This window comes from Paracoccus haematequi (genome assembly GCF_900631945.1).
In the GTDB taxonomy this organism is placed as follows: Bacteria; Pseudomonadota; Alphaproteobacteria; order Rhodobacterales; family Rhodobacteraceae; genus Paracoccus; species Paracoccus haematequi_A.
On sequence record NZ_UZWE01000041.1, the window covers coordinates 14,451 to 36,974 of the forward strand.

Consider the following 22,524-nt stretch of genomic DNA (forward strand, 5'->3'; position numbering starts at 1 on the left):
TCAAACCCCCGAAAGGATTGCCATGACCTTCACCGTTCCCGACATGACCTGCGGCCATTGCAAGGCTGCCATCGAGGCCGCCATCGCCCAAGCGGGCGGACGTGCCACGGTCGACCTGGCGCAGAAGACCGTCGCGGTGGACGGCCTGGACGCAGGCCGCGCCGCCCAGGCGATTCGCGACGCCGGATACGAGGTCAGCCCCGCCTGACCAGCGCAACGCCTTGACGCCGCAGGCGAAGCCCTGCGGCACAGCGCCTGATTGAGCGGGCGGACCCTTTCTGATACCGTTGCAGCCGGATGGGCACGCAGACCGGGACAACCGGCGCCCGCCATCGCAGACAAGGCAACCGAGGAGACAGTTCATGCTCAACCGCATAGTCATTGCGGCCGCGGCCATCATGATGACCGCGCCCCTGGCCATGGCCGGCCCGATCGACAGCGCCTGCGTCCGGTCCGACCGCGCGCGCGGCAATGCGCCCTTGTGCGGCTGCATCCAGCAGGTCGCGAACCAGACCCTGTCGCGGTCCGATCAGCGCCGCGCCGCGTCCTTCTTCCGCGACCCGCACGAGGCGCAAGAAGTTCGGATGTCGAAATCCAACGCGGACAACGCCTTCTGGGCGCGCTACAAGCGGTTCGCATCCCAGGCCGAGGCTTACTGCCGCTAAGCCCGTGCGCATCACCGTCCTGACCGGCGCGGGCATTTCCGCCGAAAGCGGGCTTGCCACCTTCCGCGCCAGCGACGGCCTGTGGGAAAACCACCGGGTCGAGGACGTGGCGACGCCCGAGGGCTTTGCCGCCGATCCCGAACTGGTCCACCGCTTCTACAACATGCGGCGCGCGGCCGCCGCCGGGGCGCGGCCGAATGCCGCGCATCTGGCGCTGGCCGACCTGGCGCGGCGGCATGACCTGACGCTGGTCACGCAGAATGTCGACGACCTGCACGAACGCGCGGGCAGCCCGGACGTGATCCACATGCACGGCAGCCTGACCGGCGCGCTGTGCGCGGCCTGCGGGCATCGCTGGCCCGCGCCGCCGGTCATGTCCCCCGACGACCCCTGCCCCGCCTGCGCCCGCCCTTCCACGCGCCCGGATATCGTCTGGTTCGGCGAAATGCCCTATCACATGGAACGCATCTGGGACGCGCTGGAAAGCGCCGATCTGTTCGCGGCCATCGGCACCTCGGGCAATGTCTATCCGGCGGCGGGGTTTGCCCAGGCTGCTCGGCGCGGCGGCGTCGAATGCGTGGAACTGAACCTGGACGACAGCGCCAACGCCCGCGATTTCCATCGGCGGATCACCGGGCCGGCCAGCCGCACGGTGCCCGACTGGGTGGCCTCGCTGGGCTGATTGCGCTTGCCTGCGCGCCCGTCCCTGGGCTATGGCGGCGATGCCTCGGTTCCGGGTTCCAAACCCGGTTAAAAGGGAACGCGGTGAAATTCCGCGACTGCCCCCGCAACTGTCAGCGGAGAGCCGGGCCGGACAACGCCACTGGTCCCCCAGGACCGGGAAGGCCCGGCCAAGCCGTGACCCGCAAGTCAGGAGACCTGCCGAACGCGATCACCCTGACGGCGTGCGAGGGGCGCGCCGGAAACGGAAACTTCCGTCGTGGTGGTGTCGCTGTCCGACAGGTCCAATCCCTTTCGGACGAACCGCATCGCGCCCCGGTCCTGGCCGGGGTTCCTGGAAGGATGTCATTCGTGACCACAAGACCCATTTTCCCGACCCTGCCCATTACCCTGCTTGCCGCCCTGGCCCTGACCACGGCGCTGCCTGCCGCCGCGCAGGACGCGGCCCCCGGCGCCATCGTCCTGGACGACATCACCCTGACGGCCAACCGCGAGGCCACCGATCTGGCCCGGTCGGGCAGTTCCGTTTCCGTGCTGGGCGCCGATGACCTGGCAGATCGCGCGGGCCAGCCCCTGGCCCGCAGCCTGTCGCGCCTGCCGGGCGTGACGCTGCGCCAGTCGGGACCGCTGGGCACCACGGGATCGCTGATCCTTCGCGGCGCCCCGGCGCAATACCTGCCCGTCGTGATCGACGGCATCGAGGTGTCGGATCCGGCCGCGGGCCAGCCTTCTTATGACATCGGCGGAATGATCGGCCAGTCCGTGAACCGGGCCGAACTGCTGCGCGGCGCGCAATCGGCGCTGTACGGCTCGCGCGCGGTGGCGGGGGTGCTGTCGCTGCAATCCCTGCGCCCGGCCGAAGACGGGTTGCACCACCATTTCGGGATCGAGGCGGGCAGCTTCGACACCCTGACCGCCAGCTATGGCGCAACCTTGCGCCGCGCCGATGCCGACCTGGCCTTCCAGGTCAGCCATATCCGCAGCGACGGCTTTTCCGCGCGCGACGAACGGGACGGCAATTTCGAGGATGACGGGTACGAGGCGACGCGCCTGTCCTTCTATTCCGCCTATGCGCTGGAAAGCGGCGCCACCATCGGCTTCAATGGCTTCTGGGAAGACAGCACTGGCGATTTCGACGATTTCGGCGGCGATGTGACGGGGACGCCGGGCGACGACTACAACGACCGCGAAAGCTATGGCCTGCGCGGCTTCGCGCAGTTCCAGACCGGCGCCGTCGATCACGAGATCGCCCTGACGCGTTACCGCATCGACCGGCAAAGCTGGTCTAACGGCACAGTCACGCCCTTTGTGGGCACGCGCACGAAACTGTCTTGGCAGGGCGCGACCGACCTGGGCGGAGGCGTGCGCGCCGTGTTCGGCGCCGATACGGAAAAAGAGGAAGCCAAAGGCAATGGCGATGCCCGCCTGAACGGCGTCTTCGTGGAAACGACCACGGCGCTTGGCGACCGGATCGACGTGACGACATCGGTTCGGCGCGACGATCATTCGCGCTTCGGCGGCTTCACCTCGGGCCGGGTGACGGCGGTCTGGCGCGCGGCCGACGACCTGCTGTTCCGCGCCGCCCTGGGCAACGGCTTCCGGGCGCCTTCGCTTTACGAACTGTTCGGCCCCTTTGGCAACGCCTCGCTGGAACGCGAGGAAAGCCGCACCCATGAGGTGGGCGTGGAAAAACAATGGGGCGACAGCCATCTGCGCGCGACCGCCTTCTGGCTGCGGGCGAACAACCTGATCGGCTGGGATCAGCTTTCGACCAACTGTGCATCGGCGCAGGCACCGGACGGATGGCCGGGCTGCTACGTCCAGAAGGACGGCACCGCCCGCCGCCGGGGCGTCGAACTGGACGGGCGCTATGCCTTCGGCGCGGGCCATGCGCTGACCGCCAGCTATACCTTCATCGACAATCAGGTCGATTCGGAATGGGCCAAGGTGCCCGAACGCACCCTGAACCTGGGGGCCGAGACGGTCCTTGCCACCGGCACCACGGCGGGCATCCAGATCCAGCATGTCGCGGGCCGTCCGAACGACATGGACGATTTCACCACCGTGGACCTGCTGGTCAGCCATCCCGTCCGCGACAATGCCACCGCCTATCTGCGGTTGGAGAACGCCCTTGACGAGGATTACCAGTGGGTCAACGGCTATGGCACATCGGGCCGGGCGATCTATGCGGGGCTGCGTGCGTCGTTCTAGGGCGATCCTTGCGGCGGCGGCGCTGATCGCCGCCGCCCTGCCCGCCGCCTCCAAGACAACGGGGGCGGCGCCGCAGCGCGTGGTGTCGATGAACCTGTGCAGCGACCAGTTGGCGATGCTGCTGGCGGCGCCGGGCCAGCTGATCTCGGTCAGCGACCTGGCGTCCGATCCGCGCATGTCGCCGATGGCGGACCGGGCGGCGGCTTATGCGAAGAACACCGGCCGGGCCGAGGAAATCTATCTGATGCGGCCCGATCTGGTGATCGCCGGCACCTATAGCGGGACCGCGACGGTGGCGATGCTGCGCCGCCTGGGCATCCGGGTCGAGACCCTGCCCCCCGCCGAAAGCCTGGACGCGATCCGTGCGGAAATCCTCCGCATGGGCGATCTGCTGGGCCGCCCCCAGGCCGCGCGCGATCTTCTGGACCGCTTCGACGCCGACCTGGCCCAGGCGCGCAGCCCCGACCGCCGGGGCCGCGCGGCGCTGTATTACGCGAACGGCTTCACCTCGGGGCGCGCGACGCTGGCCGGGACGATCCTGGATGCGGCGGGCTATGACAATGTGGCGGGCGATTACGGCATCGCGACCACCACCCCCCTGCCGATGGAACTGCTGGTGATGACCCGCCCCGACCGGCTGATCACCGGCGCGAAATGGCCCGGCCAGTCGCGGGGCGAAGCGATCCTGGACCACCCCGCCCTGTCCGCCATCGCCCCGGCCGAGGGGCAGGTGACCGACCGCGACTGGGTCTGCGGCACGCCCTTCATCGTCCAGGCCATCCGGTCGCTGCGATGAGGGGGCTGTTCGTCGTCCTGTCCGGCCTGGTGGCCGCGCTGTTCCTGGCCTCGCTGCTGACCGGGCCTGCGGGATTGCCGGTGACGGATTCACTGCGCGCCCTGGTGCTGGGCGGCGACGGCCCGCTGGCCATCGTGATGCGCGAAATCCGCCTGCCCCGCGCGATCCTGGGGGTCGCAGTGGGCGCCGGGCTGGGCCTGACCGGCGCCGCCCTGCAAGGCTATCTGCGCAACCCGCTGGCCGAACCCGCGCTGATCGGCGTCTCGGGCATGGCCGCGCTTGGGGCGGTGCTGGCGATCCAGACTGGGCTGTCGATGGCGGCGGTCCTGGCCCTGCCCCTGGCCGCGCTCGCGGGGGCGGCGGTCGGCGTCAGCCTGCTGGTGGCGCTGGCTGGGCCGCGCGGAGGCTCGGTCACGCTGATCCTGGCGGGGGTCGCCATTTCGGCATTGGCTGGCGCAGGCACGGCCCTGGTGCTGAACCTGTCGCCCAACCCCTATGCCGCGAACGAGATCGTCTTCTGGCTGATGGGATCGCTGGCCGACAGGTCCATGCTGCATGTCTGGCTGGCCCTGCCGCCGATGGTCCTTGGCGCCGCGCTGATCCTGTCCACCCGCCGCGCCCTGGACGCGCTGACCCTGGGCGAGGCCGCGGCCCAGGCGATGGGCGTGTCCGCCGCCGCGCTGCGCTGGCGGCTGGTCGCGGGCACGGCGCTGATCGTCGGCCCCGCCACGGCCGTGGCGGGGGCCATCGGCTTCGTGGGCCTTGTCGTCCCGCATATCCTGCGCCCCTGGGTCGGCGCGCGGCCGTCCGCCCTGCTGCCCGCCTCGGCTCTTGGCGGCGCGGCGCTGTTGCTGGGGGCCGACATCGCCGTGCGGCTGATCGTTCCCGACCGCGACCTGAAGCTGGGGGTGCTGACCGCCATCGTCGGCGCGCCGCTGTTCCTGCACCTGATCTGGAAAACCCGCAGCGGGGGCCGCGTCTGATGGTCCTGCGTCTGTCCGGCCTGTCCGTCACCCGCCGCAACCGCCCGGTGCTGCACGGCGTCTCTCTGGTCTTGGAGCGGGCCGAGTTCGTCGGCCTGATCGGCCCCAACGGCGCCGGGAAATCCACGCTGATGGAGGCCGCGCTTGGCCTGATCCCCTTTTCCGGCGCCTCCAGCCTGGCCGCCATGACGCCCGGCGCGCGCGCCCGCCACGCCGCCTATCTGCCGCAATCGCGAGAGATCGCCTGGCCGCTCAGCGTTGAGGATCTGGTGGCCCTGGGCCGCATCCCCTGGCCCGACGGCGGCCGCAGCGGCATCGACCGCATCGCCACCGACGCGGCCATCGCCCGCATGGGCTTGCAGGCGTTCCGCAAGCGCACCGCCCTGCGCCTGTCGGGGGGCGAACAGAACCGCGCCCTGATCGCCCGCGCCTTGGCGCAGGACACGCCCCTGCTGATCGCCGACGAACCCGTCGCGGGGCTGGATCCGGCGCAGCAACTGGCCTGCCTGCGGCTGTTCCGCGATCTGGCGGCGGAAGGGCGGACGGTCCTGGCCTCGATCCACGACCTGGGGCTGGCGGCGCGGTTCTGCACGCGGCTGGTGCTGGTCTCGGACGGGCGGGTTCTGGCGGACGGTTCGGCCGATGCGGTGCTGCACGACGACATGCTGCGCCGCGCCTTCGGGATCACCGTGCGCCGGGTCGACACGCCGGACGGCCCCGCCATCCTGCCGGTCTAGCCGATGGCCGCCAGCACCTCGTCCGTCAGCGCGGCGATTTCGTCCCGCGCGGGGCCGCTGCGGACGCGTTCCAGCGCGCCGACGCCCTGGCCCAGGGTTTCGGCATAAAGCACCCGGTTCGACACCTGCGTCCCGGCCACTTCCGCCCCCAGTTCCGAGGCCTTCTGCGCGACCTCGGCCGAGAGGCGGGTGTTGGGGCGCACGCGGTTCATCACCACCAGCACCGGCGCCTTTTCGCGTCGCGCCAGATCCAGAACGCCCTCGGTCGCCCACAGGTCGACATGGCTGGTCGCCACCGGCACCAGCACCAGATCGGCCACCCGCAAAGCCGGGCGAAGGTCGCTGTCGATCTTGGGCGGCGTGTCGATGATGACGAAATCGAACCGCTTTTTCAGCTTCTCGGATTCGTAGCTGGCCCCCCAGGCCGACGAGGTCGAGAAATCCATCGCCTCGTCCTCGCCCTGGGCCTGCATCCGCTCGATGAACCAGCGGCCCAGGCTGCCCTGCGGATCGGTGTCGATCAGGGCCACCGAATGGCCGCGTTCATGCAGGCTGACGGCCAGATTGACAGCAAGGGTCGTCTTGCCCGACCCGCCCTTCTGCTGCGCGACCGTGATGATCCTGCCTGCCATCGCCTGCTGTCCCCCGCCTGACGTATCGGAAGGTTAGCCGTCGCCCGGTGCGATTGCACGGCCTTTTTGCAGATGCAGCATCAGTCGTCGAAAACCGCCTGGACCTCGTACATCACCGGCTCGAAGCTTTTGCACATGCCGTGGATTTCCCGGTTGCGGCGGCGCATCTCCTCGCTGCGCAGCATGGCTTGGTAATCCTTGCGGTCGCGCCACTGCGAATAGGTGGCGATGCGGGTCTGCGCATCGTTCAGGTGGATCGCCCCCGACACGAAGCCCGGCTGGCGGCGGATCACCTGGTCCCAGGCATCGGTCAGCAGATCCAGCACATCATGGGCGCTGCCGGGCGTCACCTCGAAGGTGGTGATGACGGTCTGTCCGTTGAAATCGCGGCGGATGTCGGGCATGGCTGGCGTCTCCCTTGGCTTGCAAGGTCCAGCCTAACGCCGAATCGCGGCCTGCGCCAAGCGCGGCCATTGCCGCCCGCGCCCGGATGTGCATGGTCGGCACAAAGCAAGGAGAAGCGGATGATCCCGGTATTCGACGGCCACAACGATTTCCTGCAACGCGTGGTGGCATCCGGCCCTCAGGTCTGGACCCAGGGCGACGGCACCGGCCATCTGGACCTGCCCCGCGCCCGCGCGGGCGGGCTGGTGGGCGGCTTCTTCGCGATCTGGATCCCGGCGCCCCACGGCCCCAACGACGCCGCCGCCGTCGCGCTGATGGAAAACCCACCCTTCGCGATGCCCCTGCCCGATCAGATCCCCTATGCCGAGGCCCTGCCCCACGCCTTCGCCCAAGCCAGCGCGCTGAAGGCCCTGGAGCGGACCGGAACGCTGGACATCGTGACGACGGCGCGCGGCCTGCGCGACACCGTGGCGGCGGGCCGCATCGCGGCGATCATGCACATGGAAGGCGCCGAGGCGATTCCCGACATGGACGCGCTGCATCTGTGGCACGCGGCGGGTCTGCGGTCGCTGGGTCCTGTCTGGTCGCGGCCCACCGCTTACGGCCACGGAGTGCCCTTCGCCTTTCCGTCATCGCCCGACACCGGCGACGGCCTGACCCCGGCGGGCAAGGCCCTGGTCCGCGAATGCAACGCCCTGCGGATCATGCTGGACCTGTCGCACCTGAACGAGACCGGGTTCAACGACCTGGCCGCCCTGTCCGACGCGCCCCTGGTCGCCAGCCACAGCTGCGTCCACGCGATCAGCGAAAGCAGCCGCAACCTGACCGACCGGCAATTGCGGATGATCGCCGACAGCCGCGGGCTGGTCGGCCTGAACTTCGCCTCCAGCTTCCTGCGCGAGGACGGCCGCCGCCTGCCGCTGGAGGGTTTCGACACCATGCTGCGCCACCTGGATCACCTGCTGGGGATCCTGGGCGAGGACGGGGTGGCGCTCGGCTCGGATTTCGACGGGGCGCTGATGCCGCGCGATTTGCCCGACGCAGCCGCCCTGCCCGCGCTTCTGGACGCGATGGCCGCGCATGGCTATGGCGGAACGCTGATCCGCAAGATCGCCAGCGAAAACTGGATCGGCTTGCTGGAACGCACCTGGGGGGAATAGCCGCCCCTTCTTACCGCAATATCCTTGGGATGAGACGCGCCCCAGAAAAGGTCCAGCGGAGCTTTTGAACGGCGAACGCCCACCGCAAGGGGGGCGGGATCGGGGACGAAGCGCCCCGACCATCGCAGGCTTCTATTCCGTGGCGATGGCCTGCGGATCGGCGATGGGCGCCGCCTGCGCCATGGCCACCATCTGCGCCAGTTCGGGATCGGCGTTCAGGTCGGCCAAGGCAAAGCTGCCCGTCACGTCTTCGGGCGACAGCTTGATGTTCTTGACCACCTGCGGACCGGGTGCAGCAGGACCATAGGTCTGGCCGTTCACCGCGAAATAGACCGCGCCCGAATTGCCGGTGCGCAGGACCGGCGGTTCCTCAAGCGTCGGCAGGGTGAAGCGTTCCCCGGCATCCATGATCTTTTCCAGCAGGACCGTGCCATCGGCCGAGGTCACGCGCACCCAGGCGGGCCGCGCCGCCAGCAGCTCCAGGGCGGGCGCGTCGGGGGCCACGGTGATCGCGCCCGGCTGTTCCGGCATCGGCGGGCCGAAGGCCGCGTTGCCTGCCTCGGCCAGGGCGCGCTGAATGTCGGTTGCAGCGGCGACGGGGGCAGCCTGGGCGACGGCCACGTCCTGCGGCGCGGGAACCTGGGCCAGGCCGGGATCGATGGCGGCGATGGGACCGTCGCGCGCGGTCAGGACCGGCGCTTCCAGGATCTGCGGACGATACAGCCTGTCCAGCCCCTCGGGCTGCGGCAGGGCCTGGGCCAGGTCGGTGGTGTCGGACAGATCCAGGGCGGGTTCGGCCATGCCCGACCCCTGGACCGGATCCAGCGCGGTGACGACGCCCGGCGCATTCTCGCCCGGTGTCAGGGTCACGCGCTGAACCTCTTGCAGAAGGGCCCAACCGCCGTAACCCAGTCCGCAGACCAGGGCGATCAGAACCAGAAGGGCGCCGATGGCGCGCGGTTCGATATCCGACCAGAAGCTTTCCTGCTGGGGAATGAACAGCGCCTTGGGATTGGCCAGGGCCTCGACCGGGTCGGAGGGCCGCTTGGCAGGTTTCGGCCCGGCGGCGGTGGGCGCCATGCCATGCGTGGGCTGGAAACCCGATTCCAGGCAGAACCGCCGGAAGGTCCAGTCGGTATCCATGCCCAGATAACGCGCATAGGACCGGACATAGCCCGACACGAAGCTGGGGGTGTCGAAGGCGGTGATGTCGCAATTCTCGATCGCGGCGACGTAAGAGGCCCGGATGCGCAATTCGCGCTGCACATCCAGCAACGACTTGCCCATGGTCGCCCGTTCGCCCCGCATGATGTCGCCAAGGCGCGTGTCGTTGTCGAGGAAATGGTCCACTTCCTCCACCTGCCTATTCTCCTCTGCCGGGTAATCAACCCGCAGCCTGCTCATGACCTGTCCGCCTCATCGCCCAATGCCGGAAACGCCCGAATCAGACGTTACCTTTTGTTGTTTAACGCGAGCTTATCACGCAGGCGAGAGCAGTTCATCCGCCGAATGTATCAGGCGCTCATTTCCTGGCGGTTGAGTGCGCAATGCGACCACAACTTGTCCATTGCCTTGACCAGATGATCGATCTGGCGGGGCGCATGGACCGGGGACGGGGTGAAGCGCAGCCGTTCCGTGCCGCGCGGCACGGTGGGGAAGTTGATCGGCTGGACATAGATGCCATAGTCCCGCAGCAGCATGTCCGACAGCATCTTGCAGTGGACAGGATGGCCGACATGGACCGGCACGATATGGCTGCCGTGGTCGATGATCGGCATTCCCAGGGACTTCAGCCGCATCTTCAGGATCCGGGCGTGCAGTTGCTGGGCGTCGCGCAGGTGCTGGCCCTCGGCCCCCTTCAGGAAGGCGATCGAGGCCGCGGCCCCCGCCGCCACCGCGGGCGGCAGAGAGGTCGTGAAGATGAAGCCCGGCGCATAGGACCGGATCGCGTCCATCATCTTGGCCGTCCCGGCGATATAGCCGCCGAAGACGCCGAAGGCCTTGCCCAGGGTGCCGTTGAAGATGTCGATGCGGTCCATCAGCCCGTCGCGTTCCGCCACGCCGCCGCCGCGCGGCCCGTACATGCCGACCGCATGAACCTCGTCCAGATAGGTCAGGGCGTTGAATTCGTCCGCCAGATCGCAGATCGCCTTGATCGGACCGAAATCGCCGTCCATCGAATAGATGGACTCAAAGGCGATCAGCTTGGGCAGGGCCGGATCGTCGGCGGCCAGCAACTGCCGCAGATGGGCAACGTCGTTGTGGCGGAAAATCCGCTTGGCGCCGTCGAAGCGCTTGATCCCCTCGATCATGGACGCATGATTCAGCTCGTCCGAATAGATGATCAGGCCGGGAAACAGCTTGCGCAGCGTCGAAAGCGTCGCGTCATTGGCGATATAGGCGCTGGAAAACACCAGGGCCGCTTCCTTGCCGTGCAGATCGGCCAGTTCGGCCTCCAGCCTTTTATGATAGACGGTGGTGCCGGAAATGTTGCGCGTCCCGCCCGACCCGGCGCCTACGGCGTCCAGGGCCTCGTGCATCGCCTCCAGCACCACGGAATGCTGGCCCATGCCCAGATAGTCGTTGCCGCACCAGACGGTGATGTCCTGCGTTTCGCCATCGGGGCGCGTCCAGACGGCCTGTGGGAATTGACCCTTCGTCCGCTCGATGTCGATGAAGGTGCGATAGCGCCCTTCCTCATGCAGCCGACCGATAGCCTGGTCCAGGGCGGCATCATAATTCATTGCGGGCGTTCCCTTGCATAGCTGGCTGGGTGCAATCATTGTCAGATCGCGCGCGGTCTTGCGTTGATACATGTCAAACGACGCGAATGACAGGTTAAAATTGTCGCAGGTCGACCAAAGGACCATGCAAAAATCCTATAAAACGACTCGGAAAGCAGAGGACAGGATGACACAGGATACCACATTGGACGCCGTCCTGGATCGGCTGGATCGGGGCCTGGACGCCGCGCTCGACCGGCTTTGCGCCTTTCTGCGCATCCCCTCGATCTCGACCGATCCGGCCCATGCGGGCGATGTGCGGGCGGCGGCCGAGTGGCTGCGCGACGAATTGGCGGGGCTGGGCTTTGACGCCTCGATCCGCGACACGGCGGGCCATCCGATGGTGGTCGCCCGGTCGCAGCCCGGCGGGGCGCGGCCCCTGCTGTTCTATGGCCATTACGACGTGCAGCCGGTCGATCCGTTGTCCCTGTGGGACCGCCCGCCCTTCGATCCGCTGATCGACGATACGCCGGACGGCAAGGTCATCCGCGCGCGCGGCGCGTCCGACGACAAGGGCCAGCTGATGACCTTCGTCGAGGCGTTCCGTGCCTGGCGCGACGTCCACGGCGAACTGCCCAGCGACCTGATCCTGCTGTTCGAGGGAGAGGAGGAATCCGGCTCACCCTCGCTGCGGCCGTTCCTGCGCGACAACGCCGACGAGCTGCGGGCGTCGCTGGCGATGATCTGCGACACCGAACTGTTCGGCGGCACCCGCCCGGCCATCGTCACGCAGCTGCGCGGCCTGGTGGGCGAGGAGGTCGTGATCCGCGGCGCCGACCGCGACCTGCATTCCGGCCTCTTCGGCGGGCTGGCGGCCAATCCGATCATGGTCCTGGCCCAGGCGCTCGCCGCGCTGAAGGACGCCGACGGCCGCGTCACCCTGCCCGGCTTCTACGACGGCGTGCAGGATCTGACGCCCGATCTGCGCCGCGACTGGGAATCGCTGGGCTTCGACGCGGGCGCGATGCTGGGCCGGGTGGGCCTGTCCGATCCGATCGGCGAAAGGGGCCGAACGCCGGTCGAGATGGCCTGGAACCGCCCCACCGCCGAAATCAACGGCATCGCCGGCGGCTATGCCGGCGAGGGATTCAAGACCGTGCTTCCGGCCGAGGCGCGCGCCAAGGTCAGCTTCCGCCTGACCGGCACCCAGGATCCGGCGGCGATCCGCGCCGCCTTCCGCGACCATGTGCGCGGCTTCCTGCCGCCCGACTGCACGGTGGAATTCCACGAACACGGCGGCAGCCCGGCCAGCGTGATGGATACCTCGGACCCGGCCTTCACCGCCGCGCGCCGCGCCCTGGGCGACGAATGGGGGCAGGACGCCGCCTTCATCGGCAGCGGCGGGTCGATCCCCATCGCGGGGGATTTCAAGTCCATCCTGGGCATGGATTCGATGCTGGTGGGCTTTGCCCGCGACGACGACCGCATCCATTCCCCGAACGAGAAATACGACGTGAACAGCTTCGCCAAGGGGGCGCGGTCCTGGGCGCGGATCATCGCCGCGCTGCGATAAGGAAAAAGGCGGGGAAAACCCCCGCCCTCCTCTTCTGTGCCGAAATATCCCGGGGTGAGGTCCGCAGGACCGAGGGGCAGCGCCCCTTACGCCTTCGGCTGGCAATAGCTCTGGCTGCTGGTCCAGGCGGCGATGTCGGCACGCTTCGAGGCATTGCGCAGCGGCGCCCAGTCGCGGGCGATGCCGCGCCAGCCGCCTTCGGCCTGGGCGACGGCATTGTCGCGGGCCACCTGCCGCGACATGATCTTGACCGCGCAGGACATGTTGTCGCCGCCGTTCCTGATGTTGCCGTCGCAGCCGTAATGGCGCCAGGTCGCGGGCGAGATCTGCATCAGGCCCAGCCACTTGCCGCCGCCGCCGCTGGCCTGCGGGTTATAGGTGCTTTCGTGCTTGGCCACCGCCGACAGCAGACCCGCCCAGAACGCCTTGCGCCCGGTGGTGTTCAGTTCGGCATAATTGGGGCAATAGGTGTGGATGTCGCCCGGCACGTTCGACAGGATCGTGACCCCCTCGCGGTCCAGGGCGGCCAGCGTGGCCTGCGTCCACTGCTCGGACCCGGCTGCCTGTCCCCACCGCATCGGCGGCTTGCTTGCCAACTGCATCTGCTGCGCGTCGGCCTGCGCCTTGCTTTCGGTTTGCGGGGACAGGGTGGACTGGCACGCGGCCAGAAACGCCAGGGCGGCCAGGGGCACAAGCGCAGCGCGCATCAGAACCTCAAAGGGTTGTTTCGTCAGCCCATCCCCTTATCCGGCCCGGAAAATCGCGCAAGCCTGCCGCGGAATCGTCGGCGGCATCGCGCCAAGCGACGGATTTCCGATGGTCGGAAATCCGCCGATGGCCCGTTTAACACCCCGGCGTTAACGACTTATGCGCCCGTTTCGTGCCAACCCGCGATTCGCCGGAGCCTGCCGCTTTTGGCCCGCCGCCCCCGTGACATCATCGGCGCGCTGACCTAAAAGACCTGCACCTGCAAAATCCGCCAGCCCGATCTGAGGTTTCCGATGCTCGACCATCTTTCCTTCACCGCGCCCCAGCCCAAGACCATCGCCGGGGCCAAGGGCGACTGGGAACTGGTCATCGGACTCGAGGTCCATGCCCAGGTCGCCTCGAACGCCAAGCTGTTTTCCGGCGCCTCGACCGGCTTCGGGGCGGAACCGAACAGCCATGTGGCCTTCGTCGATGCCGCCATGCCGGGGATGCTGCCGGTCATCAACGAATTCTGCGTGGCCCAGGCGGTGCGCACGGGCCTGGGCTTGAAGGCCGCGATCAACCTGCGCTCGGCCTTCGACCGCAAGAACTATTTCTACCCGGACCTGCCGCAGGGCTACCAGATCAGCCAGCTTTATCACCCCATCGTGGGCGAGGGCGAGGTGATCGTGGACATGGCGCCCGGCGTCGCCCGCCGCGTCCGCATCGAACGCATCCACCTGGAACAGGACGCGGGCAAGTCGATCCACGACATGGATCCGACCATGTCCTTCGTCGACCTGAACCGCACCGGCGTCGCCCTGATGGAAATCGTCAGCCGCCCCGACATCCGCAGCCCCGAGGAGGCGGCGGCCTATGTCGCGAAGCTGCGCCAGATCATGCGCTATCTGGGCACCTGCGACGGCAACATGCAGAACGGCAACCTGCGCGCCGACGTGAACGTCAGCGTCTGCAAGCCGGGCGATTACGAACGCTATCAGGAAACGCAGGACTTCAGCCACCTGGGCACCCGCTGCGAGATCAAGAACATGAACTCGCTGCGCTTCATCCAGGCCGCCATCGAATACGAGGCGCGCCGCCAGATCGCCATTATCGAGGATGGCGGCACGGTGGTGCAGGAAACCCGCCTGTATGATCCCGACAAGGGCGAGACGCGGTCGATGCGGTCGAAAGAGGAAGCGCACGATTACCGCTACTTCCCCGACCCCGACCTGCTGCCGCTGGACATCGAACAGGCCTGGGTCGATGAGATCGCAGGCCGGATGCCCGAACTGCCGGATGAGAAGAAGGCCCGTTTCGTCAAGGAAATGGGCCTGTCGGAATACGACGCGGGCGTGCTGACCGCCGAGGTCGAGAACGCCGATTACTTCGAGGCGGTGGTCGGTGGCGGAGAGACGGGGGGCCGCGACGGCAAGATGGCCGCGAACTGGGTCATCAACGAACTGTTCGGCCGCCTGAACAAGGAAGGCCTCAGCGTCGAGACGTCGCCCGTCTCGGCAGCCCAGCTTGGCGGCGTGATCGACCTGATCGCCCGCGGCGACATTTCCGGCAAGATCGCCAAGGAACTGTTCGAGATCCTCTGGGCCGAAGGGGGCGATCCCGCGCAGATCGTGGAAAGCCGCGGCATGAAGCAGGTCACCGACCTGGGCGCCATCGAAAAGGCGGTGGACGACATCATCGCGGCCAACCCCGCCCAGGTGGAAAAGGCCAAGGCCAATCCGAAACTGGCCGGCTGGTTCGTGGGCCAGGTGCTGAAGGCCACCGGCGGCAAGGCCAATCCGGCGGCGGTCAACGACCTGGTCGCCCGGAAGCTGGGCATGTGAGGGACCGGCGGCCTGCCGCCGGAACATCCCACAGGCTGTCAAGTTACAAGGCGCGGCCCGCCGGAAAAGAAGGAAGCATCCCTTGAGCCATTTCGAATACAGCGTCGTGCCCGCACCCTCGCGTGGCGAAAAGGCCAAGGACGCCAAGACGCCGGGCGACCGCTATGCCGTCGCCCTGACTGCCGAACTGAACCGCATGGCGCGCGACGGCTGGGAATATGTCCGCGCCGACGTGCTGCCCAGCGAGGAACGCAGCGGCCTGACCGGGCGCAGCACCGTGTATCACAACCTGCTGGTCTTCCGCCGCGCGGTTTCAGCCCCGGCAGCCGGGACGATGGCGCGCCAGCCGCAGCCGGAATACCCCGCCGCAGCCTCCCCCGCGCGCGCGCCGGAACCCGTGCCGGCTCTGCCGCAGGCGGCGGCGCCGCAGCCCAGCGATCATTCCACAGGCGGCCCCGTCGTCGCGGCGACGGAAGACGCAACGCCCCCTGCCCCTCGCACCGCCCCGTCACAAGGATAGCGGTCAGGCCGCGCGGGCCTGCACCGGCGGGACGAACGGCTGCACCGTCACGCTGTCGCGGTCAAAGATGCAGAAGCTGCCCGGCGGCACCTCGGTCCAGTCGTTCTCATCGGTTTCCAGCGGCTCGGACACCACGGCGCGGCCGTTGCGGGTCTGGGACCAGCGGTGGAACAGGCTGGGCGCCTGATCGTCGCTGGCATGGCGGATCGCGTAAAGGCGCTGCCCATCGGAAAACGCGCAGGCCGCCCGCACATGGGGCGCGCTGCCCCGCCGCATCGCCAGGTCGGTCAGCCGCGCCATCGCCCGTTCCATCGCGCCCTTGGGATCGCGGTCCAGCCCCTCGCCCAGGGCGATCAGGAACAGCGCTTCGCTGTCCGTGGCGCCTTTGCGGTGAGGATAGAATTCGTCGGTGATCATCACGTCGGCATCGCGGCGAAAACCGTCATAGCCGCCGAACTGGCCGTTATGCATGAAGCTCCACCGGCCGGCGACGAAGGGGTGGCAGTTGGTCCGGCTGGTCGCCGTTCCGGTGGATGCGCGGACATGCGCCATGAACAGCCCCGACCGCACCTGCGCCACAAGGCTGTGCAGGTTCGGATCGGACCAGGCGGGCATCACGTCGCGGTAAAGCCCCGGCTCGGGCCGGTCGCCATACCAGGCCAGCCCGAACCCGTCCGCGTTGACCGCCGTGACGCAGCGCCGCGCGCCCTGACTTTGCCGGATCAGCGAGTGATCCGGGCGGCTGACGATGTCTTCCAGAAAGATCGGTTGGCCCACATAGGCGGCCCAACGGCACATGACCCTGCCCCTTCGTGTCTTCTTTCCGTCATGAATACCACGAAAGGATGAATAAAATAGCTTATTCTGCGGGCGGGGGCGTTTCCTCGACGATCACAAGGTCGCGTTCGGACGCGCCCTTGGCATGGGCCAGCGCCGCCTGATATTCGCTGCTGTTATAGCAGGCAACGGCGGCATCAAAGCTGGGAAAGCGGGCGACCACGTTGCGGGGGCGGTCGTTGCCCTCCATCTGCTGGTAACGCCCGCCGCGCGCCAGGAAGACCCCGCCATGCGCGGCGATCGCCGGACCTGCGGCCTGCGCGTATTTGGCGTAAGCCTCGGCATCGGTGACGCTCACATGGGCAATCCACAGCGCGGTCATGCCGTTTCCTCCAGCAGTTTTTCAACCTGGGCGATGGCGTCATCAGCGGCCGCAAGACTGGGCGCGCCGCCCTGGGCGCGGTCGGGGCGCCCGCCGCCGCCCTTGCCGCCAAGCGCCGCCGTCGCCGTCTGCACCAGCGTCACGGCGCTGATCCGGTCCACCAGATCCGGCGTCACGCCCGCGGCGACGGTGGCCTTGCCCTCGGCCTCGGCCAGGACCAGCACCGCGCCGCTGCCAAGCTGCGACTTCATCTCATCGACAAGCGCGCCCAGATCCTTGCCGCCCACGCCTTCGACCCGGCGGCCGATGAACTTGACGCCGCCGATGTCCTTGGCCGCCTGCGCCTGACCGCCGCCCATGGCAAGCTGCCGCTTCAGCTGCGCGACCTCGTTGGCAAGCGCCTTGCGTTCGTCCGCCAGCGCCTTGACGCGGTTGACGACATCGCCCGCCTGCGCCTTGAGCAGACCGGCGATTTCCGACAACTGGCTGTCGGAACGGCGCAGATGCGCCAGGGCAGCCTGGCCCGTCAGCGCCTCGATCCGCCGCACCCCGGCGCTGCTGGCGCTGTCGCCCAGCAGGGCAAAGGCGCCGATATCGCCGGTGCGCGCGACATGGGTACCCCCGCACAGTTCCAGCGAATAGGTCGCGCCATCAGCGCCCTTGCCGCTGCCCGACAGGTTGCCCATCGACACGACCCGCACCTCGTCCCCGTATTTCTCGCCGAACAGCGCCTGCGCGCCCAGGGCCCGCGCGTCGTCGGGCGTCATGATCCGCGTCTCGACCGGGCTGTTCTGGCGGATGAAATCGTTCACCTCGGCCTCGATCCGGGCCAGTTCCTCGGCCGACACGGCGCTGTTGTGGCTGAAATCGAAGCGCAGCCGGTCGGGCGCGTTCAGGCTGCCGCGCTGCGCGACATGCTCGCCCAGGGCGCGGCGCAGCGCCTCGTGCAGCAGGTGGGTGGCCGAGTGGTTGGCCCGGATCGCGCTGCGGCGCCCGTGATCGACCGAGAGCGTAGCCCCCTGCCCCCGGCTGATCGTGCCCAGAGTCACCTCGGCCACATGCAGGAAGACACCCGCAACCTTCTTGGTGTCGGTGACGCGGGCCGCGCCGGTTTCGGTCTTGATCAGGCCCGTATCGCCGACCTGGCCGCCGGATTCGGCGTAGAAGGGCGACTGGTTGACCACCAGATGCACGGTCTGCCCTTCGGTCGCCTCGCCCACATCGGCGCCATCCGCGACGACGGCGAGGATCTGGCCCTCGGCCTCCTCGGTGTCATAGCCCAGGAATTCGGTCGCGCCGTGCTTTTCGGCCAGCTCGTACCAGATGGCGGCGTCCTTGGCTTCGCCCGACCCGGCCCAGGCCGCGCGCGCCTTGGCTTTCTGTTCCGCCATGGCGGCGTCGAAACCGGCGGTGTCGACCGACCGGCCCCTTTCGCGCAAGGCGTCCTGCGTCAAATCCAGCGGGAAGCCATAAGTGTCATACAGCTTGAACGCCGCCTCACCGGGCAGGTTCGCGCCCTCAGGCAGGCGCGACAGTTCGTCATCCAGAAGCCGCAGCCCGCGATCCAGCGTCTGGCGGAAGCGGGTTTCCTCGCTGCGCAGGGTTTCCTCGATCATTGCCTGGGCGCGGGTCAGTTCAGGATAGGCCGCGCCCATCTGGCGGACCAGGGCGGGCACCAGCCGGTGCATCACCGGATCCTGCGCGCCCAGCATATGCGCGTGCCGCATCGCCCGGCGCATGATCCGCCGCAGCACATAGCCGCGCCCTTCATTGCTGGGCATCACCCCGTCGGCGATCAGGAAGCTGGTGGACCGCAGGTGGTCGGCAATGACCCGGTGGTGGACCTTGCCCGGCCCGTCGGGGTCGTTGCTGGTCGCGTGGGCGCTGGCCTCGATCAGCGACCGCATCAGGTCGGTGTCATAGTTGTCGTGCTTGCCTTGCAGCAGCGCGCCGATCCGCTCCAGCCCCATGCCGGTGTCGATCGACTGCATGTCGAGCGCGCGCATCGAGCCGTCCTCGAACTGCTCGTTCTGCATGAAGACTAGGTTCCAGATCTCGATGAAGCGGTCGCCGTCTTCGTCCGCCGATCCCGGAGGGCCGCCCCAGATGTGGTCGCCGTGGTCGAAGAAAATCTCGGTGCAGGGGCCGCAGGGGCCGGTCGGACCCATCTGCCAGAAGTTGTCGCTGGTCGGGATGCGGATGATCCGGTCGTCGGTCAAGCCAGCGACCTTCTTCCAGATATTCGCGGCTTCGTCGTCGGTGTGATAGACCGTGACCAGCAGCTTGTCCTTAGGGATGCCGAAGTCCTTGGTCAGCAGTTCCCAGGCGAACGGGATCGCCTGGTCCTTGAAATAGTCGCCAAAGCTGAAATTGCCCAGCATTTCGAAGAAGGTGTGGTGCCGGGCGGTATAGCCCACATTGTCCAGGTCGTTGTGCTTGCCGCCCGCGCGCACGCATTTCTGCGCCGTGGTGGCGCGGTTGTAGTCGCGCGTCTCGAGCCCCGTGAACAGGTTCTTGAACTGCACCATGCCCGAATTGGTGAACATCAGCGTCGGATCGTTGCGCGGCACCAGAGGCGAGCTGTCGACCACGCGGTGGCCGTTGCGTTCGAAGAAGCTGAGGAATGTGGATCGGATGTCGTTCAGACTGGGCATGGCGGGCCTTCATCGCTGGGTCGCACTCCGGCAATGACCGGGCCGGAACGGTCTATCCGGCGCAAGCCCTCCTGTCCAGCGACCGCTGGCCGGAACAAGTTCTGGCGACGCCCGTTGTCCCTGCGCAAACAGGAGAATCCCATGCTCAAATTCATCGGCGGAACGGTCGGCATCATCTTTCTCATCGGCCTGCTGGTCGTGATCGGGATCCTGTCGCTGATTTTCTAAGACCGACCCCAAAATGGCAAAAGGCGCGGCATTGCCGCGCCTTCGCAGTTCCGACGGGAACCGATCACTCCTCGGTCAGGCTGTCGTCCTCGGACTCGCCGCCCTCGGCGCCGAATTCAAGGCCGTGGCTGGCGCGGATCTTGTCCTCGATGGCCATGGCCTTTTCGGGATTGTCGCGCAGGAACTGCTTGGCGTTCTCGCGGCCTTGGCCGATGCGTTCGTCGCCATAGGAATACCAGGCGCCCGACTTTTCGACCACGCCCGCCTTGACGCCCAGGTCGATCAGCTCGCCCACCTTGCTGATGCCTTCGCCATACATGATGTCGAATTCCACCTGCCGGAACGGGGGGGCCACCTTGTTCTTGACGACCTTCACGCGGGTGGTGTTGCCGATCACCTCGTCGCGGTCCTTGACGGCGCCAGTGCGGCGGATGTCAAGGCGCACCGAGGCATAGAATTTCAGCGCATTGCCGCCCGTCGTCGTCTCGGGATTGCCGAACATCACGCCGATCTTCATGCGGATCTGGTTGATGAAGATCACCATGCAGTTCGAACGCCCGATGCTGGCGGTCAGCTTGCGCATCGCCTGGCTCATCAGGCGGGCCTGGCTGCCCATCTGCATGTCGCCCATGTCGCCTTCGATTTCCGACTTGGGGGTCAGCGCCGCGACCGAATCGACCACCACCAGGCTGACCGCGCCGGATCGGACCAGCGTATCCACGATCTCAAGCGCCTGTTCGCCGGTATCGGGCTGGCTGATCAGCAGTTCGTCCAGATTCACGCCCAGCTTCTTGGCGTATTGCGGATCCAGCGCATGTTCCGCATCGACAAAGGCGCAGACGCCGCCCTTCTTCTGTTCCTCGGCCACCACATGCAGCGTCAGCGTGGTCTTGCCCGAGCTTTCCGGCCCGAAAATCTCGATGATGCGGCCCTTGGGCAGGCCGCCGATGCCAAGCGCGATGTCCAGCCCCAGCGATCCGGTCGAGGTCGCCTCGATCTCGGCCACGGGGCTGTCCTTGCCCAGCTTCATGATCGAACCCTTGCCGAACTGGCGTTCGATCTGGGCAAGGGCGCTGTCGAGCGCCTTCTGCTTGTCCGCGCTGCGCTTGTCGTTCATGTCGAAGATGCTCGCCTGTGCCATACGTCCTCACCGTTATTTCACAGCCTGGCCGACGGGGCAATCTGCCGACCACGATGGTTTATGTTCACTTCTTGTTCCTGTGGATAGATGCGCGCTCCCGGCGGCTTTTTCAAGCGTTATCCGGCCGGGAATCACATTTCCTCAACCAGTCTGGATCCGGTTGACTAACAAACCGTTCACGCATCCAGCCTGCGGGGCGGATCCTGCATCTGGCGGGCGACCGCCTGGATCAGTTCGTTCAGGGTAAAGGGTTTCGCCAGGAAGGCCGCGTTCGGGATCGGGTCGTGGCCTTCGCCGAAGATGTCCTCGGTATAGCCGGACATGAAGACGACCCTGGTTCCGGGCCGGTCGCGCAGGGCGGCGCGGACCCAGCTTGGCCCGTCCATGCCGGGCATCACTACATCGGTGACAAAGATGTCGACCGTCAGCCCGCCGTCCAGCAGGGCCAGCGCCTCCTCGGCGCTGGCGGCCTCGTGAACCTCGTAGCCCTTCAGGCGCAGAGCGCGCGCGGCGAAAGCTCGGACGGGGGCCTCGTCCTCGACCAGAAGGACGCTGGCGCGCTGCAAGATCTGGGTCATCTCGGTCGCGGCGGCCACTGGGCGGACGGCCTGCCGGACGCCCGCCTGGGCGGGGAAGTAGAGCGAAAAGCAGGTGCCCTTGCCCACCTCGCTGTCGCAGAAGATATAGCCGCCGGTCTGCTTGACGATCCCATAGGCGGTGGACAGGCCCAGCCCGGTCCCCTCGCCCACGCGCTTGGTGGTGAAGAACGGCTCGAAGATCTTGTCGACAAGCCCCGCCTCGATGCCGCAGCCTTCGTCGGTGACGCGGATGCGCAGGTAATCGCCCTTGGGCAGGGACACCTTGTCGCGGGCGAGGTCGTCGATCGACAGGACATCGGTCCTGATCTCGATATTGCCGCCCGCAGGCATGGCGTCGCGGGCATTCACGACAAGGTTCATGATGACCTGCTCCAATTGTCTCTTGTCGGCGCGGATGGCGCGCAGGGTGGGGTCATGGCTGATCGTCAGGGTGATCTTCTCGCCCACCAGCCGGTTCAGCAGATGGGTCAGCTCCGCCAGCACGTCGCGCGTGTCCAGCGTTTCCAGCTGCAACTGCTGGCGGCGCGAAAAGGCCAGAAGCTGCCCCACCAGCGAAGCCGCACGGTTGGCGTTCTGACCGATCTGGTCCAGGTCGGCATAATCGGGATCGCCCTTGTCGTGGCGCAGCATCAACAGGTCGCAATGGCCGCGGATCGCGGTCAGCAGGTTGTTGAAGTCATGCGCGACGCCCCCCGCCAGTTGGCCGATGGCCTGCATCTTCTGGCTTTGCACGAACTGCGCTTCGAGCGTCTTGAGCGCGCTTGCGTCGTTCAGGACCGCGATCAGGCCCGGCTGCTCGACCGGATCCATGGCCAGCGTCACCTGGAAATGCTGTTCCTTGGCCGCGTCGTCGCGCGCACGCAGGCGCAACACCTCGGACCGGCCGTCGCTGCGGCGCGCGGCATGGGTTTCGGCGATCCATTCCCCCGCCGGTCGGCCGGGACCGTCCAGCAGGCTGCCGATATGGACGGGATCGGCGCCCTGCGGCAGGCTGGCGCCCAGCAGGCGCCGCGCCGCCGCGTTCGCCCGGCGGATATAGCCGTTGGGCGCGATGCGCAGCAGGGCCACGGGAATCGCCTCGAAATCGTCGGGGGTCTCGGCCTCGTCGGCGGTCAGGGGGCGGGTG

The 22,524-nt window shown here is 67.6% G+C and carries 22 protein-coding genes and 1 riboswitch; of the genes, 12 read left to right on the forward strand and 10 right to left on the reverse strand.

The annotated features are described in order from the left end of the window. Positions 1 to 22 precede the first annotated feature (22 nt). The 7 genes from PARHAE_RS14785 to PARHAE_RS14815 all read left to right on the forward strand — a co-directional run bounded on the left by PARHAE_RS14785 (position 23) and on the right by PARHAE_RS14815 (position 6,073). Entirely contained in the window at positions 23 to 208 is a 186-nt protein-coding gene (locus tag PARHAE_RS14785; RefSeq protein ID WP_126155352.1) for a heavy-metal-associated domain-containing protein, read from the forward strand. 154 nt (positions 209 to 362) lie between these two features. Continuing rightward, complete coding sequence (locus PARHAE_RS14790) at positions 363 to 665, forward strand: hypothetical protein (RefSeq protein ID WP_126155353.1); 303 nt, start codon at positions 363 to 365, stop codon at positions 663 to 665. Between the two features lie 4 nt (positions 666 to 669). Continuing rightward, a complete protein-coding gene (locus tag PARHAE_RS14795) occupies positions 670 to 1,347 on the forward strand; it encodes an NAD-dependent deacylase (RefSeq protein WP_126155354.1) in 678 nt (225 codons plus the stop codon). Positions 1,348 to 1,376: 29 nt separating this feature from the next. Then, a riboswitch (cobalamin riboswitch) is annotated at positions 1,377 to 1,566 on the forward strand. 131 nt (positions 1,567 to 1,697) lie between these two features. Continuing rightward, positions 1,698 to 3,557: a TonB-dependent receptor plug domain-containing protein gene (locus PARHAE_RS14800; protein ID WP_164555268.1), complete on the forward strand. Its 1,860-nt coding sequence runs from the start codon at positions 1,698 to 1,700 to the stop codon at positions 3,555 to 3,557. Next, complete coding sequence (locus tag PARHAE_RS14805) at positions 3,544 to 4,353, forward strand: ABC transporter substrate-binding protein (RefSeq protein WP_241232834.1); 810 nt, start codon at positions 3,544 to 3,546, stop codon at positions 4,351 to 4,353. Before PARHAE_RS14800 ends, PARHAE_RS14805 begins: the two co-directional genes overlap by 14 nt. After that, entirely contained in the window at positions 4,350 to 5,336 is a 987-nt protein-coding gene (locus PARHAE_RS14810; RefSeq protein ID WP_126155357.1) for a FecCD family ABC transporter permease, read from the forward strand. The genes PARHAE_RS14805 and PARHAE_RS14810 overlap by 4 nt, the downstream gene beginning before the upstream one ends. Continuing rightward, the gene (locus tag PARHAE_RS14815; protein WP_420899414.1) at positions 5,333 to 6,073 is read left to right on the forward strand and encodes an ABC transporter ATP-binding protein; all 741 of its coding nucleotides are present in this window, start codon (positions 5,333 to 5,335) and stop codon (positions 6,071 to 6,073) included. The genes PARHAE_RS14810 and PARHAE_RS14815 overlap by 4 nt, the downstream gene beginning before the upstream one ends. Here PARHAE_RS14815 and parA read toward each other — a convergent pair. Together parA and PARHAE_RS14825 are read right to left on the reverse strand one after the other, a co-directional pair. Next, a complete protein-coding gene (parA, locus tag PARHAE_RS14820) occupies positions 6,070 to 6,705 on the reverse strand; it encodes a ParA family partition ATPase (protein ID WP_126155359.1) in 636 nt (211 codons plus the stop codon). The two genes, PARHAE_RS14815 and parA, sit on opposite strands and share 4 nt — an antisense overlap. Before the next feature lie 80 nt (positions 6,706 to 6,785). Beyond that, positions 6,786 to 7,109, reverse strand: a complete 324-nt coding sequence (locus tag PARHAE_RS14825; RefSeq protein ID WP_126155360.1) for an antibiotic biosynthesis monooxygenase family protein — start codon at positions 7,107 to 7,109, stop codon at positions 6,786 to 6,788. Between the two features lie 120 nt (positions 7,110 to 7,229). Here PARHAE_RS14825 and PARHAE_RS14830 point away from each other — a divergent pair, with 120 nt between their 5' ends. Continuing rightward, complete coding sequence (locus PARHAE_RS14830) at positions 7,230 to 8,270, forward strand: dipeptidase (RefSeq protein ID WP_126155361.1); 1,041 nt, start codon at positions 7,230 to 7,232, stop codon at positions 8,268 to 8,270. 132 nt (positions 8,271 to 8,402) lie between these two features. On the opposite strand, the gene PARHAE_RS14835 is transcribed toward PARHAE_RS14830, so the two are convergent. Further along, entirely contained in the window at positions 8,403 to 9,674 is a 1,272-nt protein-coding gene (locus PARHAE_RS14835) for a helix-turn-helix domain-containing protein (protein ID WP_241232835.1), read from the reverse strand. A gap of 110 nt (positions 9,675 to 9,784) precedes the next feature. Next, complete coding sequence (hemA, locus tag PARHAE_RS14840) at positions 9,785 to 11,014, reverse strand: 5-aminolevulinate synthase (RefSeq protein WP_126155362.1); 1,230 nt, start codon at positions 11,012 to 11,014, stop codon at positions 9,785 to 9,787. Between the two features lie 166 nt (positions 11,015 to 11,180). Between hemA and PARHAE_RS14845 the strand changes: the two genes are divergently transcribed. After that, complete coding sequence (locus tag PARHAE_RS14845) at positions 11,181 to 12,566, forward strand: M20/M25/M40 family metallo-hydrolase (RefSeq protein WP_126155363.1); 1,386 nt, start codon at positions 11,181 to 11,183, stop codon at positions 12,564 to 12,566. Between the two features lie 86 nt (positions 12,567 to 12,652). Here the strand turns inward: PARHAE_RS14845 and PARHAE_RS14850 are convergent, their stop codons facing one another. Beyond that, positions 12,653 to 13,273 (reverse strand): lytic transglycosylase domain-containing protein, encoded by a 621-nt coding sequence (locus tag PARHAE_RS14850; protein ID WP_126155364.1) that lies wholly within the window; start codon positions 13,271 to 13,273, stop codon positions 12,653 to 12,655. 294 nt (positions 13,274 to 13,567) lie between these two features. Here PARHAE_RS14850 and gatB point away from each other — a divergent pair, with 294 nt between their 5' ends. Together gatB and PARHAE_RS14860 are read left to right on the forward strand one after the other, a co-directional pair. Then, on the forward strand, positions 13,568 to 15,097 hold the full coding sequence (gene gatB, locus PARHAE_RS14855; RefSeq protein WP_126155365.1) for an Asp-tRNA(Asn)/Glu-tRNA(Gln) amidotransferase subunit GatB: 1,530 nt from the start codon (positions 13,568 to 13,570) through the stop codon (positions 15,095 to 15,097). A gap of 82 nt (positions 15,098 to 15,179) precedes the next feature. Next, a complete protein-coding gene (locus PARHAE_RS14860; protein ID WP_206436977.1) occupies positions 15,180 to 15,617 on the forward strand; it encodes a DUF4177 domain-containing protein in 438 nt (145 codons plus the stop codon). Between the two features lie 3 nt (positions 15,618 to 15,620). On the opposite strand, the gene PARHAE_RS14865 is transcribed toward PARHAE_RS14860, so the two are convergent. The 3 genes from PARHAE_RS14865 to alaS all read right to left on the reverse strand — a co-directional run bounded on the left by PARHAE_RS14865 (position 15,621) and on the right by alaS (position 19,430). After that, positions 15,621 to 16,415: a class II glutamine amidotransferase gene (locus tag PARHAE_RS14865; protein ID WP_126155366.1), complete on the reverse strand. Its 795-nt coding sequence runs from the start codon at positions 16,413 to 16,415 to the stop codon at positions 15,621 to 15,623. A 61-nt stretch (positions 16,416 to 16,476) separates the two neighbouring features. Further along, on the reverse strand, positions 16,477 to 16,776 hold the full coding sequence (locus PARHAE_RS14870) for a DUF1330 domain-containing protein (RefSeq protein ID WP_126155367.1): 300 nt from the start codon (positions 16,774 to 16,776) through the stop codon (positions 16,477 to 16,479). Continuing rightward, positions 16,773 to 19,430, reverse strand: coding sequence for an alanine--tRNA ligase (gene alaS, locus PARHAE_RS14875; RefSeq protein ID WP_126155368.1), 2,658 nt, complete (start codon positions 19,428 to 19,430; stop codon positions 16,773 to 16,775). The genes PARHAE_RS14870 and alaS overlap by 4 nt, the downstream gene beginning before the upstream one ends. Before the next feature lie 33 nt (positions 19,431 to 19,463). Here alaS and PARHAE_RS21180 point away from each other — a divergent pair, with 33 nt between their 5' ends. Beyond that, complete coding sequence (locus PARHAE_RS21180; RefSeq protein WP_164555269.1) at positions 19,464 to 19,658, forward strand: small membrane protein YohP; 195 nt, start codon at positions 19,464 to 19,466, stop codon at positions 19,656 to 19,658. A gap of 64 nt (positions 19,659 to 19,722) precedes the next feature. Here the strand turns inward: PARHAE_RS21180 and recA are convergent, their stop codons facing one another. Then, entirely contained in the window at positions 19,723 to 20,799 is a 1,077-nt protein-coding gene (gene recA, locus PARHAE_RS14885; RefSeq protein ID WP_126155369.1) for a recombinase RecA, read from the reverse strand. 176 nt (positions 20,800 to 20,975) lie between these two features. Next, the coding region (locus PARHAE_RS14890; protein ID WP_126155370.1) for an ATP-binding response regulator at positions 20,976 to 22,524 on the reverse strand (1,549 nt) is incomplete at its 5' end.

Excerpts from the sequence above, each read along its gene's own strand:
- PARHAE_RS14825 (WP_126155360.1), bottom strand. The coding sequence starts at position 7,109 with ATGCCCGACATCCGCCGCGATTTCAACGGACAGACCGTCATCACCACC.
- PARHAE_RS14830 (WP_126155361.1), top strand. The coding sequence starts at position 7,230 with ATGATCCCGGTATTCGACGGCCACAACGATTTCCTGCAACGCGTGGTG.
- recA (WP_126155369.1), bottom strand. The coding sequence starts at position 20,799 with ATGGCACAGGCGAGCATCTTCGACATGAACGACAAGCGCAGCGCGGAC.
- PARHAE_RS14845 (WP_126155363.1), top strand. The coding sequence starts at position 11,181 with ATGACACAGGATACCACATTGGACGCCGTCCTGGATCGGCTGGATCGG.
- PARHAE_RS14785 (WP_126155352.1), top strand. The coding sequence starts at position 23 with ATGACCTTCACCGTTCCCGACATGACCTGCGGCCATTGCAAGGCTGCC.
- PARHAE_RS14865 (WP_126155366.1), bottom strand. The coding sequence starts at position 16,415 with ATGTGCCGTTGGGCCGCCTATGTGGGCCAACCGATCTTTCTGGAAGAC.
- parA (WP_126155359.1), bottom strand. The coding sequence starts at position 6,705 with ATGGCAGGCAGGATCATCACGGTCGCGCAGCAGAAGGGCGGGTCGGGC.
- PARHAE_RS14810 (WP_126155357.1), top strand. The coding sequence starts at position 4,350 with ATGAGGGGGCTGTTCGTCGTCCTGTCCGGCCTGGTGGCCGCGCTGTTC.
- PARHAE_RS21180 (WP_164555269.1), top strand. The coding sequence starts at position 19,464 with ATGACCGGGCCGGAACGGTCTATCCGGCGCAAGCCCTCCTGTCCAGCG.
- PARHAE_RS14835 (WP_241232835.1), bottom strand. The coding sequence starts at position 9,674 with ATGAGCAGGCTGCGGGTTGATTACCCGGCAGAGGAGAATAGGCAGGTG.
- hemA (WP_126155362.1), bottom strand. The coding sequence starts at position 11,014 with ATGAATTATGATGCCGCCCTGGACCAGGCTATCGGTCGGCTGCATGAG.
- PARHAE_RS14790 (WP_126155353.1), top strand. The coding sequence starts at position 363 with ATGCTCAACCGCATAGTCATTGCGGCCGCGGCCATCATGATGACCGCG.
- PARHAE_RS14850 (WP_126155364.1), bottom strand. The coding sequence starts at position 13,273 with ATGCGCGCTGCGCTTGTGCCCCTGGCCGCCCTGGCGTTTCTGGCCGCG.
- gatB (WP_126155365.1), top strand. The coding sequence starts at position 13,568 with ATGCTCGACCATCTTTCCTTCACCGCGCCCCAGCCCAAGACCATCGCC.
- PARHAE_RS14870 (WP_126155367.1), bottom strand. The coding sequence starts at position 16,776 with ATGACCGCGCTGTGGATTGCCCATGTGAGCGTCACCGATGCCGAGGCT.
- alaS (WP_126155368.1), bottom strand. The coding sequence starts at position 19,430 with ATGCCCAGTCTGAACGACATCCGATCCACATTCCTCAGCTTCTTCGAA.